This window comes from Microtetraspora glauca, from assembly GCF_040656155.1.
GTDB classification, from domain to species: domain Bacteria; phylum Actinomycetota; class Actinomycetes; order Streptosporangiales; family Streptosporangiaceae; genus Microtetraspora; species Microtetraspora glauca.
In genome coordinates, this window is record NZ_JBFALK010000015.1 from 150,070 (window position 1) to 167,215 (window position 17,146).

The following is a 17,146-nucleotide window of genomic DNA, read 5'->3' on the forward strand; positions in this document are numbered from 1 at the left end:
CCTCACCTGCGCCGTCCTCGCTCCACCCGCCTTCGCCCCACCCGTCGTCGCCCCCATCTGCCGTCACGCGTCTGCCGTCACCTCGCCTGCTCGCCGCCCTCCGCCCGATCCTTCGCAGTCTCGCCGTCCTCGGACAGGACGAGGTCGAGCAACCCGGGGAACCGCGCGCCGAACTCCGCCGCCCGTAGCCGGTTGGTCCTTCGGGTGCCCTCGTCGCGCTGTTCGAGCAGCCCCGCCTCCCTGAGCACCGCGAAGTGGTGGCTGAGCGTCGACTTGCTCACCGGGATGTCGAAGGTGCCGCAGGCCCTGGTCCAGTCAGGGGATTCCGCGACCTGCCTGAGGATCAGCCGGCGAACCGGATCGGCCAGAGCGTGGAGAGCGGACTGCAGGGTCGTCTCCTGGGGATGCACGTGGGTGAGGGAACGGCCTCGCGCCGGACCCCCACTGTTCGATGCACGTCGAACATCTGTGTACTGTTCCATCTCGATCGAACATTCTAGGAGGCGTGGATGGACGCGAAGCGGACCCGGCTCGGCAGGGTGGGTGTGTGGCACGCGGCGATCGGTCGCATATCGGCGGACTCCGCCAGGGACGCCGTCGCGGAGATGGAGGCGCTCGGTTACGGCACGCTGTGGTTCGGCGAGGGTTCGACGACCAAGGAGGCCTTCACCAACGCGGCGATCCTGCTCTGCTCCAGCCAGAAGATCACGATCGGCACCGGGATAGCGAACATCTGGGCCCGTGACGCGACGGCGATGGCCTCCGGCGCCGACACGCTGGCCGAGGCGTTCCCCGGCCGGTTCGTGCTCGGCATCGGCGTCAGCCACGCCCCGCTCGTCCAGTCGCGCGGTCACGACTACCGGCGGCCGGTGGCGGCGATGGCCGCGTACCTCGACGCGATGGACCAGGCGGGCTACGACGCGGTGGCGCCCACACATCCGGCGCCGCGCCTGCTCGCCGCGCTCCGCCCGAGGATGCTGGAGCTGGCCCGCGACAACGCCGACGGCGCCCACCCGTACTTCGTGCCCGTCGAGCACACCGAGCGGGCGCGCGAGGTGCTCGGGTCCGGCCCGATCCTCGCGCCCGAGCAGGCCGTCGTACTCGAACGCGATCCCGACACGGCCAGGGAGTACGCCCGCGAGCACATGGCGCCCTACCTGGCGCTGCCGAACTACGCGAACAACCTGCGCACCTTCGGTTTCGACGACGACGACCTCGCGGACGGCGGCAGCGACCGGCTCGTGGACGCGATCGTGGCCTGGGGAGACGTCGACGCCATCCGGGAGCGCGTGACGGCGCACGTGGACGCGGGGGCCGATCACGTCGCCATCCAGCCGCTCGCGCCCGGCGGCAGGCTTCCCCTGGACCATCTGAGGGAGCTCGCGCCGGCCCTGCTCTCGCTCTGAGACGGCGGCGTCGGCGAGCTCGGGACGGACGTCACGCCGAGGGCCCCCGCGGCGTTCACCTTGGCGTGACTCCCCGTTCGTACGCGGCCCCGGGCGGGGTGAGCGCAGGTGCGATCCACCTCCACGCGGGGTCACCGCCGGGCGGTGACGGGTCGCCTCGCGTCACCGAGACGCTGACACCAGGCCCGCCTCGTAGGCGATGATGACGAGCTGGACACGGTCGCGGGCGTCCAGCTTGGTGAGCAGTCGTGACATGTACGCCTTGACGGTGGCGACGCTGATGACCAGGTCAGCGGCGATCTCGGTGTTGGACATGCCGCGTCCGACGAGGGTCAGCACCTCGCGTTCCCGTTCGGTGATCCCTTCAAGCGTGCGCGGCGTGGGGGCGGGCGCGGGGCGGCGCGCGGTGATCAGCCGGGTGGCGTCGATGCCGTCCATGCCTGGCATCCGGATGTCCATCACCACGACATCGGGGTGGACGTCCTCGGCCAGACGGACCGCTTCCGAGCCGGTTCCGGCCTCCCCGACGAGTTCGAGGTCGGGGGCGTCCGCGATGACCATCCGCAGCGCGGCACGGACCAGAGGCTGGTCGTCGGCGAGCACGACGCGGACGGTCATCCCACTCCCGCCGGTAGGGGCAGCCGGGCCGCCACCCGGAAGCCGCCCTCGGGACGCGGCGCGGCGGAGAACTCCCCGCGCAGCATGCCGACCCGCTCGCGCATCCCGACCAGGCCGTAGCCGCCGGCCATGGCGCCGCCGCGGCCGTTCCCGTTGTCGAGGACCTCGATGGAGACCTCGTCGTCCCCGTAGTCGACGGACACCTGGCAGGCGTGGGTGCCGGCGTGGCGCACAACGTTGGTGACCGCCTCCTGGATGATGCGGTAGGCGGACACGTCGATCTCCGGAGGGAGCGGACGCAGTTCGCCCCGCCATCGCACGTCGACGTGGACACCGGCGTCCGTGGTCGTCTCGGCCAGCCGGTCGACATCCGCCAGGCCGGGTCTCGGGTGGAGCGGCTGTGGTGCCTGTTCCTTTTCGGCCTGACGGAGCGCGCCGACCATCCGGCGCAGTCCCGACAACGCCTCTCGGCCGACCGTCTCGATCTCGCCCAGGGCGTCGCGGGCGCGTACCGGCTGGGTTTCGATGACCCGCCGTGCCGCACCGGCCTGGAGGGCGATGACGCCGATGCTGTGCGCGACCATGTCGTGCAGCTCGCGTGCGATCCGGAGTCGTTCGTCGGCGATCGCCCGGGCCGTGGCCTGGGCGCTCAGGGTGTCGGCGTGCTCTCGCGACTGGCGCACCGAATTACCGACCAGCCACGCGATGACGGCCGTCATGGCCACCGCCAGCTCCGCCGAGGTGCCGATGACCCAGCCGAAGAACAGCCGCGTGGTGAGATAGCCGGCGAGTACGGCGAGCGCCATGGCGACGGCGACGATCCCGGTCCGGCGCGGGCGGCTGGCCGCGATGAAGTAGAGCGCGACGTCGGCCGCCAGGAACTGGGCCATGGGGATCTCTCCCACACCCAGGGGGACGGGCGCGATGGCGGAAGCGGCCAGCACCAGAGCCAGAGCCGGGTGCGGCCCGCTCTTCGGCGGTCCCCGCGCCCGTGCCCGCCGCCTCCGCCGCTTCCGTCCCGCTGCGGGCGGCGACCCCCGTGGTGCTGGCCGAGCGGTACGCCGCCGGCCGTGACGCCATCCGGGCGGCCGAGCGGACGGCGTCCGGCGGCGGTCACCGGTGGCGGGCCGCGATGCTGCGCGCCATGGCGGATCCGGCGCGGCGGTTCCTGTTCTTCGACGGCCGTGATGGCGGCCGCGCCGCCGAGGTGTTCGGCGACCTGACCGGAGCCGAGCGGATCGCCGTGCTGGTTCCCGGCTCCGACACCGACCTCGACAGGTACGGATATCTGCGGGGTGGCTCGCTGCGACTGCTGCACAAGCTCGGCGGCGGGTCGGCCGTCATCGCCTGGCTCGGCTACCGGACTCCGGGCACCGTGAGCCTCGCGGCGCTGACCTCCGGCCGGGCCGAGGAGGTGGCCCCTGACCTGCGCACTTTCATACGGGAGCTGAGCGCGGCCAAGCCCGCCGCGCGGATCTCCCTGCTGTGCCACTCCTACGGCAGCGTGGTCTGCGCCCGGGCCGAGTCCGGGCTGGACGTCGCCGACATCGTCCTGTACGGCAGCGCCGGCGTCGGCGTCGACGACGTCGCCGCGTTGCGCACCCGGGCGACCGTCTGGGCGGGCCGAGGCGCCGCCGACTGGATCAGCGATGTGCCGCACACCCGGTTGCGTCTTCCCTTCGTCACTGTCGGGTTCGGGGCCGACCCCGTGTCGCCGGAGTTCGGCGCCCGGGTGTTCGCGGCGGGCGTCGGTGGGCACAGCGACTACCTGAAGGGCGGTTCTGTGGCCTTGGAGAACATCGCCCGGATCGTCTCCGGGCAGGCACCGTCGGAGGCGGGACGTGGTGCGTGACCTCGTCCAGCGGATCGCCGCGGCGACCCCGCGCGACCTGATCAGGCGCATCTCCATCCCGCGCGACCTCGTCCAGCGGATCGCCGCGGCGACCCCGCCAGAACGTGACCGCGCGGTCGACGCGCTGCGCGCCCTGGCCGTTCTCGGTGTGGTGCTCGGCCACTGGCTGGTGACCGCCCTGATCCTCGACAGCGGCACCGTGCGGACGGCCAGCCCGCTCCGGTACATGCCTCAGCTCGCCCCCGCCTCCTGGCTGTTCCAGACGCTGGCGATCTTCTTCCTGGTGTGCGGGCAGACGGGCGCGAGAAGCCACGCCACGGCCCGCGCGCGCGGCACGACCTACCGTCGGTGGCTGGTTCGGCGGATGGCCCGGCTGTCCCGGCCGGTCACCGCGGTGCTGGTGGTGTGGATCGTGACAGCGGTCGCGATGCTCGCCTCAGGGGCCGACCCCCGGACCGTGCGCACGCTGGTGAAGCTGGTGTACTCCCCGCTGTGGTTCCTGCTGGTCCTGGCGGTGCTGACGGCGGCCACCCCACTGATCGCCCGGCTGCATCCGCTGTGGCCGTTCGCCATCGTCGCGCTCGTCGATCTGGCCCGGTACTGCTCGGCCCGGTACGGCCTGGACGGCCTCGACACGCTCGGCTCGGTCAACGTGGCGGCGGGGTGGCTGGTGCCGTACAGCCTGGGTGCGGCCTGGGCCCGAGGGCGCCTGTGCGGGCGAGCGACCGGATGGACGTTGCTGCTCGGCGGGGTCGCCGCCACCGCCGCACTCATCCTGTGGGCGCGCTACCCGGTGGCCATGGTGGGCGTGCCCGGCGCCGCCGTCTCCAACCTCGACCCGCCCACGCTGGCGGCCGTCACCTTCGGACTCGCCCAATGCGGGGCGGCTCTCCTACTTCTGGGGCCGCTGCGGCGGGCACTGCGCCGCCCCACCGTCTGGGCGGCCGTGGCGCTGGTCAACCTGTCCGCGATGACCATCTTCCTCTGGCACCAGACCGCCATGATCGCGGTCACCGCGATCGGCATGATCACTGGCGGGCCACTCCCTGGCCTGCACACCGTCCCGAACGGGCCCGGCTGGGTCCTCGCCCGCCTGGCGTGGCTACCGGCGTTCGCGCTGGCCCTTCTGATCTGCGTGGCGGCGTTCCACATCCACGAGCGGGGCCGGCCCGGGAAGCGCGGCCGTCCCGGGACCGTACACGAGCGTCCGCCCGCCGAGCCGTCACGCGCTCGCCAACCGGCATAGCCCCGTCAGGGACGCTCCCATGGCGCCCGGTACGGCCTGGAGCTGTGGCTGCGGGAGAATGCCAGCCATGACGAACCCTCCCGGCAACCCTCCGGGCGCGGTCCTCGAAGCCGTACTTGAACGCGTGACGTACGCCAACGAGGAGACCGGCTACACGATCGCCCGAGTGGCGACAGAGCGCTCGGGGAACGAGCTGCTCACTGTGGTGGGCCCGCTGCTCGGTGCGCAGGTGGGCGAGTCGCTGCGGCTCACCGGCCGGTGGACCTCCCACCCGCGGTACGGCAGGCAGTTCGAGGTGTGGTCGTACACCACGGTGCTGCCCGCGACCGTCCAGGGCATCCAGCGCTATCTCGGCTCCGGGTTGATCAAGGGGATCGGCCCGAAGATGGCCGAGCGGATCGTGGACCACTTCGGCACCGACACCCTGCGGGTGATCGAGGAGGAGCCCGGCCGCCTGGTGGAGGTGCCCGGACTCGGGCCCAAGCGCACCAAGATGATCGGCGCCGCCTGGGAGGAGCAGAAGATCATCAAAGAGGTGATGATCTTCCTGCAAGGGGTCGGGGTCTCCACCTCGATCGCGGTGCGCATCTTCAAGCAGTACGGCGACGGCTCGATCGACGTGGTCAGAAAGGAGCCCTACCGGCTCGCCGACGACGTGTGGGGCATCGGCTTCAAGACGGCCGACACGATCGCGCAGGCGGTCGGCATTCCCCATGACAGCCCGGAACGGGTGAAGGCCGGCCTGCGCTACACCCTGTCGCAGGGGGCCGACGACGGCCACTGCTACCTGCCCGCCCCCAACCTGGTCTCCGACGCAGTCAAGATCCTCGACGTTCCCGCCAAGCTCGTCACGACCTGTCTGGAGGAGCTGACCGCCGACGACTCCCGCGAGGCGAGCGTCGTCCGGGAGGAGATCCCCGCGGCCGAGGGCACGGTCCCCGCGATCTACCTGGTGCCGTTCCATCGGGCCGAGGCGTCGCTCGCCGGAACGTTGCGCGGCCTGCTGGCCACCTCGGGAAACCGGCTGCGCGCCTTCGAGGACGTGGACTGGCCGGTCGCGCTGGAGTGGCTGCACGGCAAGACCGGCGCCGAACTGGCCCCCGAGCAGGCCCAGGCCGTACGGCTGGCGCTGACCGAGCGGGTGGCCGTGCTGACGGGCGGACCCGGGTGCGGCAAGAGCTTCACCGTGCGTTCGATCGTCACCCTGGCCAGGGCGAAGCGCGCCAAGGTCATCCTGGCCGCGCCGACCGGCCGGGCGGCCAAGCGGCTGGCGGAGCTGACCGGCCACGAGGCGACCACCGTGCACCGGCTCCTGCAGTTGCGGCCGGGCGGCGACGCCACCTTCGACCGGGACAACCCGCTGGACGCCGATCTGGTCGTGGTCGACGAGGCGTCGATGCTCGACCTGCTGCTGGCCAACAAGCTCGTCAAGGCGGTCGCGCCCGGCGCGCATCTGCTGTTCGTCGGCGATGTCGACCAGCTGCCCTCGGTCGGCGCGGGCGAGGTGCTGCGCGATCTCCTCGCGGCGCCGGACATCCCGCGGGTACGGCTCACGCAGATCTTCCGGCAGGCGCAGCAGTCGGGCGTTGTGGTCAATGCGCATCGCGTGAATACCGGACAATCACCACTGGTCCGCGAATTCCCTGACTTCTTTCTTTTCCCCTGTGAAGAACCGGAAGAAATCGCCGCGTTGACCGTGGACGTCGTCGCCCGCCGCATTCCCGGTAAGTTCGGGCTCAACCCGCGCCGGGACGTGCAGGTGCTCGCGCCCATGCATCGGGGGGCGGCCGGGGCGGGCGCGCTGAACATCGCGTTGCAGGAGGCGCTCACCCCCGCGCGGGAGGGCATGCCCGAGCGCCGGTACGGCGGGCGGGTGTTCCGGGTCGGCGACAAGGTCACCCAGCTCAGGAACAACTACGACAAGGGCGCCGCCGGCGTGTTCAACGGCACCGTGGGCGTGGTCACCGGGATCACGCCGGAGGAGAGCAAGCTGACCGTCCTGACCGACGAGGACGAGAACGTCGACTACTCCTTCGACGAGCTGGACGAGTTGGCCCACGCGTACGCGGTGAGCATCCACCGGTCCCAGGGCAGCGAGTATCCCGCCGTGGTGATCCCCCTCGCGACCAGCGCGTGGATGATGCTGCAGCGCAACCTGCTCTACACGGCGATCACCAGGGCCAAGAAGCTCGTGGTCATCGTGGGGTCCCGCCGGGCGCTGGGCCAGGCCGTACGGACAAAGGGGGCGGGGAGGCGGCACACGGGCCTGACCCACCGCCTTCTGTGATCGGCGCAGTTCCCCGGTGGGTCTCGGCGGTTTCCGGGGTGATGCGTTCAGGCCGTGTCGGCGCGGCCCGACGACGACGTCATGGGGGTCTCCATCGAGAGCTTCAGGGCCACGACGTCGATGTCCAGCACCCGTGAGAAGGCCTCACCGCCGGTCGGTCCGATCCCGAGCGCGCGTCCCGAGCCGATGCGCGTCACCCAGCCCTCGTTCAGCGCGTGCCGGCAGAGGGCGGCTCCCGCCGCTCCGGCCAGGTGCGGGCGGCGCTCGGTCCAGTCGAGGCAGAGCCGGGCGAGCGGCCGCCTTCCCGTCGTCGCGGGCGGCTCGCCCAGCAGGTCGGCCAGCCAGGCTACCCCGGCCTCGGTGAACGCGATCCCCGCGTCCCGTTCGAGCAGCCGCCTGCGGGTCAGCGCGTCGGCGACGGCGACTCCGAGGCGTCCGGCCATGTGGTCGTAGCACGTGCGGGCGAACGTGAGCGCGCGGCGCGAACCGGTCGCGCGCAGGGTCGTGGGTGGCGGGTCGGCGGGCGGGTCATGGGCGGCCATGTCCTCGATCAGTTGCGCGACCGCGACGTCGGCGAGCCGTACGTAGCGGTGGCGTCCCTGGTGCTCCTCGGCCAGCACGCCTCCGGCGACCAGTCGCGAGAGGTGCTCGCTCGCCGTGGAGGGGGCCACTCCCGCGTGCCGGGCCAGCTCTCCGGCCGTCCACGCGCGCCCGTCGAGAAGCGCGAGACAGAAGGCGGCGCGGGTGCCGTCGGCGAGCAGTCCGGCCAGACGGGTCAGCGCGATCCGGGGAGCGGTGGTCACCCGTCCATCATCGGTGCGCCACGTTGCGGCGAGCGCCGAACTATCGCACCGTTCTGACGCTGATCATGATTTTGTTTGACGCGCACTTTACCGCCTGTGCACTAAGTACCGGCTATTGCGTGACGAAAGTGTGACCTAACTCTCCATAAGACCGAGTACAGATGGGGTTAGTCCTAATAGAGTCTTGTGTTGCACTTTGCCATCATGGGGGAGACGTTTGTGTTCACCGCTAACACGCGCATGAGGTTGCCGCTTGCCGGGCTTGCCGCGGCGACGGCCGTCGTGCTGTCCGCTTGTTCGGGAGGGTCGGGCGCCGGGGGGACGTCCGGCACCTCCGGTTCTGACGACACGGGGGCGACCGCCGCCGCCGCGCCGACCATCAAGATAAGTCCGGTCAAGGGCAGCGCGAAGGTGCGCCCGGACAAGACCGTGGTCGTGACGGCGGCGAACGGCGCGCTTGAAGAGGTCACCCTGGAGTCCGACGGGGAGCAGGTCGAGGGCGAGTTCGACGAGACGCGCAGCAAGTGGGTCTCCAAGCGACCGCTGAGGCCGTCCGCTAATTACACGGTGTCGGCCAAGGCCAGTGGTGACGGCGGACCGACGACCGCGACCAGCCAGTTCACCACGCTCAAGCCGAAGGTCGAACTCGCCGTCGCCGACGTGACCCCGGGCGTCAAGGGTGAGACCGTGGGCGTCGGCATGCCGATCATGGTGACGTTCAACCAGGCGGTGCGGGACAAGGCGGCCGTCGAGGCCGCCCTCGAGGTGAAGGCCCAGAAGCCGGTGACCGGCGCCTGGCGCTGGATCAACGACAAGCTGGCGATCTACCGGCCGGCCAGGTTCTGGCCCGCCCACCAGACCGTCACCTTCACCGCGCATCTCGCCGGTGTGAAGGCCGGCACCGACACGTACGGCGTCGAGGACCACACCACCAAGATCAAGATCGGTGCCGCCTGGGTCAGCTACGTCAACGTCAAGACGCACATGATGGTGGTCAAGCGCGACGGCAAGACCGTGCAGACCATGAAGATCAGTGCGGGCAACGGCACGACGCGCGAGTACACCACCACCAACGGCATCCACCTGACCATGGAACGCGGCAACCCGGTCACGATGATCTCTCCGGGGAAGAAGGAGGGCGACCCCGGCTACTACAAGGAGATCGTCAACCACGCGGTGCGGATCTCCAGCAGCGGCGAGTACGTGCACAGCGCGCCGTGGTCGGTGGGCTCCCAGGGTCGGGCGAATGTCAGCCACGGCTGCATCAACGCCCACCCGACGCAGGCCAAGTGGTACTACGACAACTTCCACCGCGGAGACGTCGTCAAGATCGTCGGCACCAACCGCGCGCTCGAGTGGAACAACGGCTGGGGCTTCTGGCAGATGTCGTTCAGCCAGTGGAAGAAGGGCAGCGCCCTGAAGTCCCAGGGTCAGGGTCAGGGTCAGGAGCAGGAGCAGCCCGAGGGATAGTCCCGGGGACACCCTCCCACGCTTCACCGGCCCTGGTCAGCCCCCAGCGGGGATGGCCAGGGCCGTTCCGTTTCCAGGGCGGCCGCACGCTGCCGATCGATTCATCCGAGGAGAACCCGGGGGTGAGTGCCGGGTGCTCGCCCTTCCCGCGCCCTGATTGAGGTGGCGACCGTCTGGTGTGCGGGCCTTGGCCCGCCCCGGGGGTCATGGTCACCCCGGCGAGGATGAGCCCGGCGATCGCGCTAGCGATCACCTCCCCCTCACTGCGGCTGCTCATCGCCCAGCTCACCCAGACACTGCCCGGCCCGCCCCCCGAAGTCCGCCACGAGCGGCTCACCATGGCCCGCCACCTCATCGTCAACATGTGCGTAGAACGCGAACGCGCCCTCGCCGACCGCACCCCCGTCCGCCAGCCCACCTGGAACGCCCTGGCCACCACCCTCACCGACGCCATCGCCGGCCTCTGGCAGGCCCCCGTCACCGGCTGACCCCCGCCCCTGAGACGTCTGCCCGACTCATCCTCGACTCCGACGGTGCCGAAGGTGACGAGGGTGTTCCAGACAGCTCCGGGCCGGGAAGCGACGCCGCCGTGGAGCCGCTGTCCTGATCAGCTGCCGAGTAGGTCGTGGATCGCTTGGAGAACGGCGTCGGGACGGCGGAATATGACGGAGAGGTGTCCCGCGTCGTCGATAACGCGGTTCTCGCCGTGCGCAACCGATTTGGCCAGCGCGGTGTAGAGCCGCGTCTTGGCTTCGGCCTCCTCGTGGAGGAGCGATGGGGGTATGCCCTGGGTGACCGCTTCTTTGAAGGGGTCGATCGCCGTGGCGGTGAGCACGATCAGCGGGACGTCGGGCATCGGTCCCGCGTCGCGTACTTCGTCATGGAGTCGGTAACGGTTGGCCGCCTCTTGGCCGCCGATCCTCAGCCATTCCAGGCTGACATGGCGTTCGATCAGCGGCTCTCTGATCTCTTCCGGCCAGTCGGCCATCTCCCGTGCGAACAGAGTGCGGTAGAACTGGATGATTTCGTCGGGCAACTCGTCAGGCACCGCATCGCCGGGGTCCCATGCCTGATACAGCTCGTTCAGTTCCTTGGGCATGTAGGAGTCGTAGTCCTCGTGTTCGGGCTCCACCAGGACCAACCCCGCGACCTCGTCGGGGAAACGCTGCGCATAGTGGCGTGCGTAGAGGCCACCGAGAGAATGACCGACCAGCAGGTAGGGGGCGGGCGCGCCGGCGACCCGCAGCAGCTCGTGCAGCTCATCGGTGACCTGGGTGGAGGTGCGTGGCAGCTCGGCCCGGTCACTCCATCCCGTTCCGGCCCGGTCGTAGAGCACGCTCGTGGTGAGTTCAGCGGCCCTCTGTTGAACGGCGAAGCCGTCCATTCCGGATGAGCCGGCCCCGGGTAGGAACACCACCGCCGGGCTCCCGCTCCCGGACTGGTGGAGGAACAGTCTCCGATCCCTGACCTGGTAGTGCCGTCCTACCGGCGGCGTCGCCTCGGCCGTTTGACGTCGCATCGCTGACTCCTTCACTGTCGGCGCCCACTTGGCGGAGACGTTGGCGGAGACGAGGGTGCACCTTTCGGGACTGCCACCCATGGCCGCGCCACCTGCTTTTCCAATTTTAGGAACGGTACCAGATATGGGATCATAGATGCGTGGACACCCTTGATCTGCTCCTGCACCCGGTCCGGCTGCGCATCGTGCACGCCATGTCCGGCGGTCGCACCCGCACCACGTCCGACCTGTGCGCCGGAGTGCCCGACGTTCCCAAGACCACGGTGTACCGGCACGTCGGCCTGCTGGCCGAGGCGGGAGTGCTGGAAGTCGTCGACGAGCAGCGCGTGCACGGCGCCGTCGAACGCCACTACCGGCTACGCCGCGAGCGTGCGGGGATCGACGCCGACATGGCCGCGTCGATGTCCCTGGACGAGCACCGTCACGGATTCGCCGCGGCCATGGCCGCCCTGCACGCCGAGTTCAACGCCTACCTCGACCGGGACGGGGCCGACCCGACCGCCGACTCCGTGGGCTACCGGCAGGGCACCATCTGGCTCACCCCGGGCGAGCTCGCCGAGATGATCGACGAGCTGCGCGGCGTCCTAGCCTCCAGGGCGGGCAACAACCCCGCGCCCGACCGCAACCCCCACCTCCTGAGCATGATCCTTTTCCCGACGGAGGAACCACCGCGGCACAGGGCCGGCCAGCAGGCCGACGACCACCCCTGAGTCCGCACTGAACAGTCCGGTGATGGCCGATTTCGACAAGACACCGATCCCGAGCCCCGAGCAGGATGAACCCGTGAACGTAGACCTTTCCGCGGTAGCCGCATTTATGGCCGCGCATGCGCGGGTCCTGGACCGCCGCCGTTTCGAGGTGGTGCTGGGCCGAACGGACGCCGCCGCCGTGCTGGCCGCCTTGGACGGCTACCGCAACCCCGGCGGCGGCTACGGCTGGGGGCTGGAGCCCGATCTCCGTTCCCCGGAGAGCCAGCCCGGGGCCGCGCTGCACGCCTTCGAGGTATTCGAGGACATCGCGCCGGCCACCGCCCCGCAGGCCGCGGCGTTGTGCGACTGGCTGGAGTCCGTGTCCCTGCCCGATGGGGGCCTGCCGTTCGCGCTGCCCTTGACTGTGGCCGCGGGCACGGCCCCCTGGTGGAAGGGCGCCGACCCCGCGGTGTCGGCGCTGCAGATCACCGCTGTGACGGCGGCCGCCGCCTGGCGTGTCGCCGCCCACGATCCGGCCGTGGCCGCTCACCCCTGGCTGGAGCGGGCCACCCGCTACTGCCTGAGCACGATCGAGGCGATCGACCGGGCACCTTCCGCCCACGTGCTGGCCTTCGCGGTGCGGTTCCTGGACGCGGTGCACGACAGCCGCCCCGAGGCGGCCGATCTCCTGCGGCGCCTCGCCAAGCACCTTCCCGCCGACGGCCGGGTGCGCGTCGAGGGCGGCACCGAGGAGGAGAGGCTGTATCCGCTCGACTTCGCCCCTTACCCCGACCGGCCGGCACGGGACCTTTTCGCCCCTGAGATGATCTCCGCCGATCTCGACCGCCTGGCCGCCCTGCGACAGGACGATGGCGGCTGGATCGTCGACTACGCCACGATCTCGCCTGCGGGTGCCCTGGACTGGCGCGGTCACATCACCGTCCGCGCCGTCGACATCCTCCGGCGGAACGGCAGGATCTGACCCGTAGGCGTTGACGCGGCGCGCCGGTCGGTGGCACCGGTGCCACCGACGTCGGTGGGATGTCAGGGGCGATCCCGGCTACTACAAGGAGATCGTCGACCACGCGGTCCGCATCTCCGGCAGCGGCGAGTACGTGCACAGCGCCCCGTGGTCGGTCGGCTCCAGGGCCGGGCCAACGTCTGCCACGGCTGCCCCTCGCACGTGGGTGGGCGAAATCACCGCCATGGTCAGGCTTCATCGGCGATGTCCAGGGCCGTTCCGTACAGGCGGGACACCCGGATCCTGATCACCACGCGCCGGTCCGCCACCAGCTGCTCGAGGAACGCCGCCTCGTGCGCGGGATCCTCGAACCCAGGGGTCAGGGCGAGCAGTTCCCGCCCGACCGCGTCACCGGGCACGGTCGTCACCTCGGATATCTCGGCCTCACCCTCGGCGACGGCGAAAGACCAGACATCCGGGCCGTTCACGTGCAGCGCGACATGGGGATCGCGTCGCAACTGGCGCACCTTGAGGCGGTCGGCCGTGGAGGAGATCCGCACCACGCGCTCTTCGGGATTCCAGTGGTAGACGACGGTGGACAGATGCGGGTGGCCGCTGCTCCTGACGCTCGCCAGCACTCCGAACCGCTGCTCGCGCAACAGCCGGGACAGTTCGTCCGGTGTGAGAGCCCGGGGCGTGGGTCCGGCGCCCGGCTTGTGCTCTACCGCGTCCGTCACAGTCGCGTCCTCGGTCGTGTTCATGAGATGGGCCTTTCTGTGGTGGTGGAGGAGGTCAGGCGACCGTGGAGCGGGCCGACGCGTCTTTCCCCGTCTCCGGCGCGGGGGCGGGCCGCCGAGCGGGCTGACGCAGTACGGCGAAGGCGACGAGGAAGGCGGCGACGAGTAGTCCGGCACCGACGGTGAAGGCCAGGTGGTAGCCGCTGGTCAGCGCGGCGGCCTGGCTGGAGCCACCCGCGAGCAGGCCGTCGGTACGGGAGGCCGCCAGCGTGGACAACACCGCCACGCCCACGGCCATGCCGATCTGCTGGGTGGTGTTGAACAGCCCCGAGGCGAGCCCGGCGTCGTCGTCCGCCGCACCGGACATCGCCAGGGTCGTCAGCGCGGGGAGGGCGAGTCCGAAACCGGCCGCGAGCAGCATCACCGGGAGGAGGTCGGTGAGGTAGTTCGCGTGCACGGGGACGCGGGCGAGCAGCCCGAGGACTCCGATCAGCAGCACCAGTCCCGCCAGGAGGACGTTCCGCTCGCCGAAGCGGGCGTTGAGCCGGGCGGAGACGCCCAGCGACACCGTGCCGATCATCACCGCCGCCGGGAGCATCGCGAGGCCCGTCCCGGTCGCGCCGTACCCGAGCACCTTCTGCAGGTAGAGGGCGACGAGGATCTGGAACGAGAACAGCGCGGCGACCATCAGGACCTGGACCAGGTTGGCCGCCGAGACGCTGCGCGACCGGAAGATCCGCAGCGGCATGAGCGGGGACCTCGCGGTGGCCTGGCGGACGAGGAACGTGGCGAGCAGGACGGCGGCGAGGGCGCCCGTGCCGAGGGTGGGCGCCGAGATCCAGCCGTGCTCCTCGACCTTGACGACCGTGTAGATGCCCACCATCAGTCCGGCGGTGACCAGGAAGGCGCCGACGACGTCGGCTCCGGCGGCGAGGCCGAGCCCGCGGTCCGCGGGGAGTACGGGTACAGCGACCGCGATCGCCGCGAGCCCGATCGGCAGGTTGATGAAGAAGATCCAGTGCCAGTCCAGGACGTCGGTGAGTACTCCGCCGAGCACCTGGCCGATCGAGGCGCCGGCGGCGCCGGTGAAGCTGAACACGGCGATGGCCTTGGCGCGCTCCCTCGGTTCGGTGAAGAGCGTCACCAGGATGCCGAGGCCGACAGCGGAGGCCATCGCGCTGCCCGCCCCTTGCAGGAACCGGGCCGCGATCAGCGCGGTGGGGGTGGTGGCCACCCCCGCCAGCAGCGAGGCCGCGGTGAACACCGCGGTTCCGGCCAGGAACACGCGCTTGCGGCCGATCAGGTCGCCGAGCCGTCCCGCCAGCAGCAACAGGCTGCCGAACGCGATCAGGTAGGCGTTGACGATCCAGCTGAGACCGGCGGGGGAGAAGCCGAGATCACCCTGGATTGCCGGCATCGCCACGGTCACGATGCTGCCGTCGAGGATGGTCATCAACGCCCCCGTGGCGATCACCCCGAGAGCGAGCCGCCGCGACCGGGGCGCGGAAGGCGCCGAGGCAGTGGACATGGAGGTCCCTCCTGTCGAATGAGACAACAAGAGAGACCATAGCGGATAGTTTTGTTGCAGACTATCTATATTGGGCCTACTTGCCTCGCTGGCGCGCTCGCCGTACCTGCTGGGGGCTTTCGACGGGGTCGGCCAGATGGCCTGTGACCAGGCGGTTCAGCGCGCGCAGGAAGACCTCGCGCTCATCGCCGGGAAGCGCCGCCAGCGCCTCCGCGTGCACCCGGTCGACGATCTCCTGACTCCGCTTCGCCGCGCGCGCGCCCTCCTCGGTGACCGCGATGATCCGGGCCCGCCGGTCCGTGCTGGAGGGGCGGCGCTCGGCGAGGCCGGCCTCTTCCAGGGCGTCCACCGTAACGACCATCGTGGTCTTGTCCATGTCGCCGATCTCGGCGAGCTGGATCTGGGTGCGCTCCTCCTCCAGGGCGTGGACCAGCACGCAGTGCATGCGCGCCGTGAGCCCGATCTCGGCGAGCGCCGCCGACATCCGCGTCCGCAGGACGTGGCCGGTGCGGTCCAGCAGGAAGGACAGGTCCGGTTCGGTACGGGTGGGCACCATCGCAGTCATGCCCACCAGCATAACGATTTGGTCCGTGGCGGATTATCCAGTAGTAGACGTCACCGACCAGAGCCATTCGTTGATCGCGGCGACGCGGACCTCGGCTGCGGACGCAGTCGCGGGTCCGACAGCTTCAAAAGTCGCGATGCGTGGCTGCGCGGTGGTATGGAGGTTGGTGTCGACGAGGGTTACGCGAAGCTGGAAAGGATGCTCACCGATGACGCTGTCTGACCACCCGGCCGAGCGACACCGGCAGGTTGCCGGGCTGTTCACCGAACGGGTCCGCGGTACCCGGTTCTGGGACGCGCCATCCCCGGTCGACGGCTGGGTCGCCCTGGACGTCGTGCGTCACCTGACCGAATGGTTCCCCGGGTTTCTTGCCTCCGGTGCCGGCATCGAACTGCCCTGCGGACCGTCGGTGGACGAGAATCCGGTCGCCGCGTGGCAGGTACTGTGCGACGGTGTGCAGGCGGTGCTGGACGATCCGGAGACGGCGCACCGGGAACTCACCAACCCACACATCGGCAGCCTGCCTCTGGAGACCGCGATCGACCAGTTCTACACCGCTGACGTGTTCATGCACACCTGGGATCTCTCCAGGGCTACCGGCCAGGACGACCGGCTGGACCCCGGCTTCTGTGCTCGACTCCTCGCTCAGATGGAGCAGATAGAGCAGGTTCTCCGCTCCTCTGGCCAGTTCGGAGCTCGGGTCGAGGTACCCGCCGGTGCGGATCCCCAGACCAAACTGCTGGGTCTCATCGGCCGGGACCCGTTCTGGCCGGGGCGGTGAAGAGCAGGGCCGGAAGCCGTTGTCGGTCGTACCGACCGCAGGGCAGCGCGGTGACAGCCCGCAGTTCAACGCGCCGTCCGCTCTGAAGCTACGGTCCACGTGTCTGAAGCTGCGGTCCACGCGGCCGCGATCGACGACGCGTGAAAACTGGCTCTGGCACTAATTTCGTGACGTCGATCCGGGTCAGCCGGCGAGGAGGACACGTTTGCGCAGGGGGAGCGGGCAGGTCCTCGATCGCGAGCTCCTTCTCGACGACGTCGACCTAGGCAACCGGCGGCTGACGATCGACGGCCGCACCCGTCCGATCGACGAGTTCAGCCACCAGATCCTGCTGGACTGGCTCGACTACCGGCGCGCCCGCTGGCCCAACACCGCCAACCCTCACCTGCTGATCGACTGTGACGTGCGGCTATCGCGCCCGACCCGCAAGGGTGAAGCCGAGGGGCCGGAGCGCGGTTGTTCAAGCCGTTACGGCAGGCCATCGAGTCGATCAACCAGACCTTCGAAGGCCAGCTTGACCTGGAGCGTCACGGCGGCCGTACACATGGCGGAGTTATCGTCCGTGTGCTGGCGCGGATACTCGCGCTGACCTCCGCGATCTGGCACAACGACAAGACCGGCCAGCAGGTCAAACGGTCCCTGGTCGCCTATGACCACTGAACGTGACCAGACCCCTTGGCATCA

General features: G+C 70.2%; 17 protein-coding genes and 1 pseudogene. 10 read left to right on the forward strand and 8 right to left on the reverse strand.

Features of this window, described 5'->3' with window-relative positions; translation table 11 throughout:
* Window positions 1-77: 77 nt before the first annotated feature.
* The gene (locus AB0I59_RS26510; RefSeq protein WP_358137034.1) at window positions 78-410 is read right to left on the reverse strand and encodes an ArsR/SmtB family transcription factor; all 333 of its coding nucleotides are present in this window, start codon (window positions 408-410) and stop codon (window positions 78-80) included.
* A gap of 99 nt (window positions 411-509) precedes the next feature.
* Between AB0I59_RS26510 and AB0I59_RS26515 the strand changes: the two genes are divergently transcribed.
* Window positions 510-1,406 carry an LLM class F420-dependent oxidoreductase gene (locus tag AB0I59_RS26515; protein WP_061254525.1) on the forward strand — a complete coding sequence of 299 codons (897 nt, stop codon included), beginning with the start codon at window positions 510-512 and terminating at the stop codon, window positions 1,404-1,406.
* Between the two features lie 162 nt (window positions 1,407-1,568).
* On the opposite strand, the gene AB0I59_RS26520 is transcribed toward AB0I59_RS26515, so the two are convergent.
* Together AB0I59_RS26520 and AB0I59_RS26525 are read right to left on the reverse strand one after the other, a co-directional pair.
* The gene (locus tag AB0I59_RS26520; protein ID WP_358137037.1) at window positions 1,569-2,024 is read right to left on the reverse strand and encodes a response regulator transcription factor; all 456 of its coding nucleotides are present in this window, start codon (window positions 2,022-2,024) and stop codon (window positions 1,569-1,571) included.
* Complete coding sequence (locus AB0I59_RS26525) at window positions 2,021-2,968, reverse strand: sensor histidine kinase (RefSeq protein ID WP_358137040.1); 948 nt, start codon at window positions 2,966-2,968, stop codon at window positions 2,021-2,023. Before AB0I59_RS26525 ends, AB0I59_RS26520 begins: the two co-directional genes overlap by 4 nt.
* A gap of 47 nt (window positions 2,969-3,015) precedes the next feature.
* Between AB0I59_RS26525 and AB0I59_RS26530 the strand changes: the two genes are divergently transcribed.
* The 3 genes from AB0I59_RS26530 to recD2 are packed head-to-tail and all read left to right on the forward strand — an operon-like array spanning window position 3,016 to window position 7,409.
* Window positions 3,016-3,876, forward strand: coding sequence for an alpha/beta hydrolase (locus tag AB0I59_RS26530; protein ID WP_061254532.1), 861 nt, complete (start codon window positions 3,016-3,018; stop codon window positions 3,874-3,876).
* Window positions 3,866-5,122 (forward strand): acyltransferase family protein, encoded by a 1,257-nt coding sequence (locus tag AB0I59_RS26535; RefSeq protein ID WP_358137043.1) that lies wholly within the window; start codon window positions 3,866-3,868, stop codon window positions 5,120-5,122. The genes AB0I59_RS26530 and AB0I59_RS26535 overlap by 11 nt, the downstream gene beginning before the upstream one ends.
* 58 nt (window positions 5,123-5,180) lie before the next feature.
* Window positions 5,181-7,409, forward strand: a complete 2,229-nt coding sequence (recD2, locus tag AB0I59_RS26540) for an SF1B family DNA helicase RecD2 (RefSeq protein WP_435831078.1) — start codon at window positions 5,181-5,183, stop codon at window positions 7,407-7,409.
* 47 nt (window positions 7,410-7,456) lie between these two features.
* Here recD2 and AB0I59_RS26545 read toward each other — a convergent pair whose 3' ends face one another.
* On the reverse strand, window positions 7,457-8,212 hold the full coding sequence (locus tag AB0I59_RS26545; protein ID WP_061254536.1) for an ArsR/SmtB family transcription factor: 756 nt from the start codon (window positions 8,210-8,212) through the stop codon (window positions 7,457-7,459).
* Between the two features lie 204 nt (window positions 8,213-8,416).
* On the opposite strand from AB0I59_RS26545, the gene AB0I59_RS26550 reads away from it, so the two are divergent.
* Together AB0I59_RS26550 and AB0I59_RS26555 are read left to right on the forward strand one after the other, a co-directional pair.
* Window positions 8,417-9,682 carry a L,D-transpeptidase gene (locus tag AB0I59_RS26550; protein ID WP_358137050.1) on the forward strand — a complete coding sequence of 422 codons (1,266 nt, stop codon included), beginning with the start codon at window positions 8,417-8,419 and terminating at the stop codon, window positions 9,680-9,682.
* A gap of 224 nt (window positions 9,683-9,906) precedes the next feature.
* A complete protein-coding gene (locus AB0I59_RS26555) occupies window positions 9,907-10,170 on the forward strand; it encodes a hypothetical protein (RefSeq protein ID WP_358137053.1) in 264 nt (87 codons plus the stop codon).
* Window positions 10,171-10,289: 119 nt separating this feature from the next.
* Here the strand turns inward: AB0I59_RS26555 and AB0I59_RS26560 are convergent, their stop codons facing one another.
* Window positions 10,290-11,282, reverse strand: coding sequence for an alpha/beta fold hydrolase (locus AB0I59_RS26560; RefSeq protein WP_358137056.1), 993 nt, complete (start codon window positions 11,280-11,282; stop codon window positions 10,290-10,292).
* 59 nt (window positions 11,283-11,341) lie between these two features.
* Between AB0I59_RS26560 and AB0I59_RS26565 the strand changes: the two genes are divergently transcribed.
* Together AB0I59_RS26565 and AB0I59_RS26570 are read left to right on the forward strand one after the other, a co-directional pair.
* Window positions 11,342-11,911, forward strand: a complete 570-nt coding sequence (locus AB0I59_RS26565) for a helix-turn-helix domain-containing protein (protein WP_061254543.1) — start codon at window positions 11,342-11,344, stop codon at window positions 11,909-11,911.
* A 106-nt stretch (window positions 11,912-12,017) separates the two neighbouring features.
* Window positions 12,018-12,872: a hypothetical protein gene (locus tag AB0I59_RS26570; RefSeq protein ID WP_358137060.1), complete on the forward strand. Its 855-nt coding sequence runs from the start codon at window positions 12,018-12,020 to the stop codon at window positions 12,870-12,872.
* Between the two features lie 227 nt (window positions 12,873-13,099).
* On the opposite strand, the gene AB0I59_RS26575 is transcribed toward AB0I59_RS26570, so the two are convergent.
* From AB0I59_RS26575 to AB0I59_RS26585, 3 genes are all read right to left on the reverse strand, one after another.
* Complete coding sequence (locus AB0I59_RS26575; protein WP_358137063.1) at window positions 13,100-13,588, reverse strand: pyridoxamine 5'-phosphate oxidase family protein; 489 nt, start codon at window positions 13,586-13,588, stop codon at window positions 13,100-13,102.
* 55 nt (window positions 13,589-13,643) lie between these two features.
* Window positions 13,644-15,116, reverse strand: a complete 1,473-nt coding sequence (locus AB0I59_RS26580) for a DHA2 family efflux MFS transporter permease subunit (RefSeq protein ID WP_061254547.1) — start codon at window positions 15,114-15,116, stop codon at window positions 13,644-13,646.
* A 76-nt stretch (window positions 15,117-15,192) separates the two neighbouring features.
* A complete protein-coding gene (locus AB0I59_RS26585; protein ID WP_061254795.1) occupies window positions 15,193-15,681 on the reverse strand; it encodes a MarR family winged helix-turn-helix transcriptional regulator in 489 nt (162 codons plus the stop codon).
* Between the two features lie 208 nt (window positions 15,682-15,889).
* Here AB0I59_RS26585 and AB0I59_RS26590 point away from each other — a divergent pair, with 208 nt between their 5' ends.
* Both AB0I59_RS26590 and AB0I59_RS26595 read left to right on the forward strand, forming a co-directional pair.
* On the forward strand, window positions 15,890-16,462 hold the full coding sequence (locus tag AB0I59_RS26590; protein WP_061254549.1) for a TIGR03086 family metal-binding protein: 573 nt from the start codon (window positions 15,890-15,892) through the stop codon (window positions 16,460-16,462).
* Window positions 16,463-16,862: 400 nt separating this feature from the next.
* Window positions 16,863-17,122, forward strand: a pseudogene (locus AB0I59_RS26595) (IS982 family transposase); the annotation flags it as partial.
* Window positions 17,123-17,146 lie beyond the last annotated feature (24 nt).

Bases quoted from the DNA above. Each gene is read 5' to 3' on its own strand.
- AB0I59_RS26590 (WP_061254549.1), top strand. From the start codon at position 15,890: ATGACGCTGTCTGACCACCCGGCCGAGCGACACCGGCAGGTTGCCGGG.
- AB0I59_RS26515 (WP_061254525.1), top strand. From the start codon at position 510: ATGGACGCGAAGCGGACCCGGCTCGGCAGGGTGGGTGTGTGGCACGCG.
- AB0I59_RS26580 (WP_061254547.1), bottom strand. From the start codon at position 15,116: ATGTCCACTGCCTCGGCGCCTTCCGCGCCCCGGTCGCGGCGGCTCGCT.
- AB0I59_RS26555 (WP_358137053.1), top strand. From the start codon at position 9,907: ATGAGCCCGGCGATCGCGCTAGCGATCACCTCCCCCTCACTGCGGCTG.
- AB0I59_RS26585 (WP_061254795.1), bottom strand. From the start codon at position 15,681: ATGACTGCGATGGTGCCCACCCGTACCGAACCGGACCTGTCCTTCCTG.
- AB0I59_RS26550 (WP_358137050.1), top strand. From the start codon at position 8,417: ATGGGGGAGACGTTTGTGTTCACCGCTAACACGCGCATGAGGTTGCCG.
- AB0I59_RS26560 (WP_358137056.1), bottom strand. From the start codon at position 11,282: ATGGGTGGCAGTCCCGAAAGGTGCACCCTCGTCTCCGCCAACGTCTCC.
- AB0I59_RS26520 (WP_358137037.1), bottom strand. From the start codon at position 2,024: ATGACCGTCCGCGTCGTGCTCGCCGACGACCAGCCTCTGGTCCGTGCC.
- recD2 (WP_435831078.1), top strand. From the start codon at position 5,181: ATGCCAGCCATGACGAACCCTCCCGGCAACCCTCCGGGCGCGGTCCTC.
- AB0I59_RS26570 (WP_358137060.1), top strand. From the start codon at position 12,018: ATGGCCGCGCATGCGCGGGTCCTGGACCGCCGCCGTTTCGAGGTGGTG.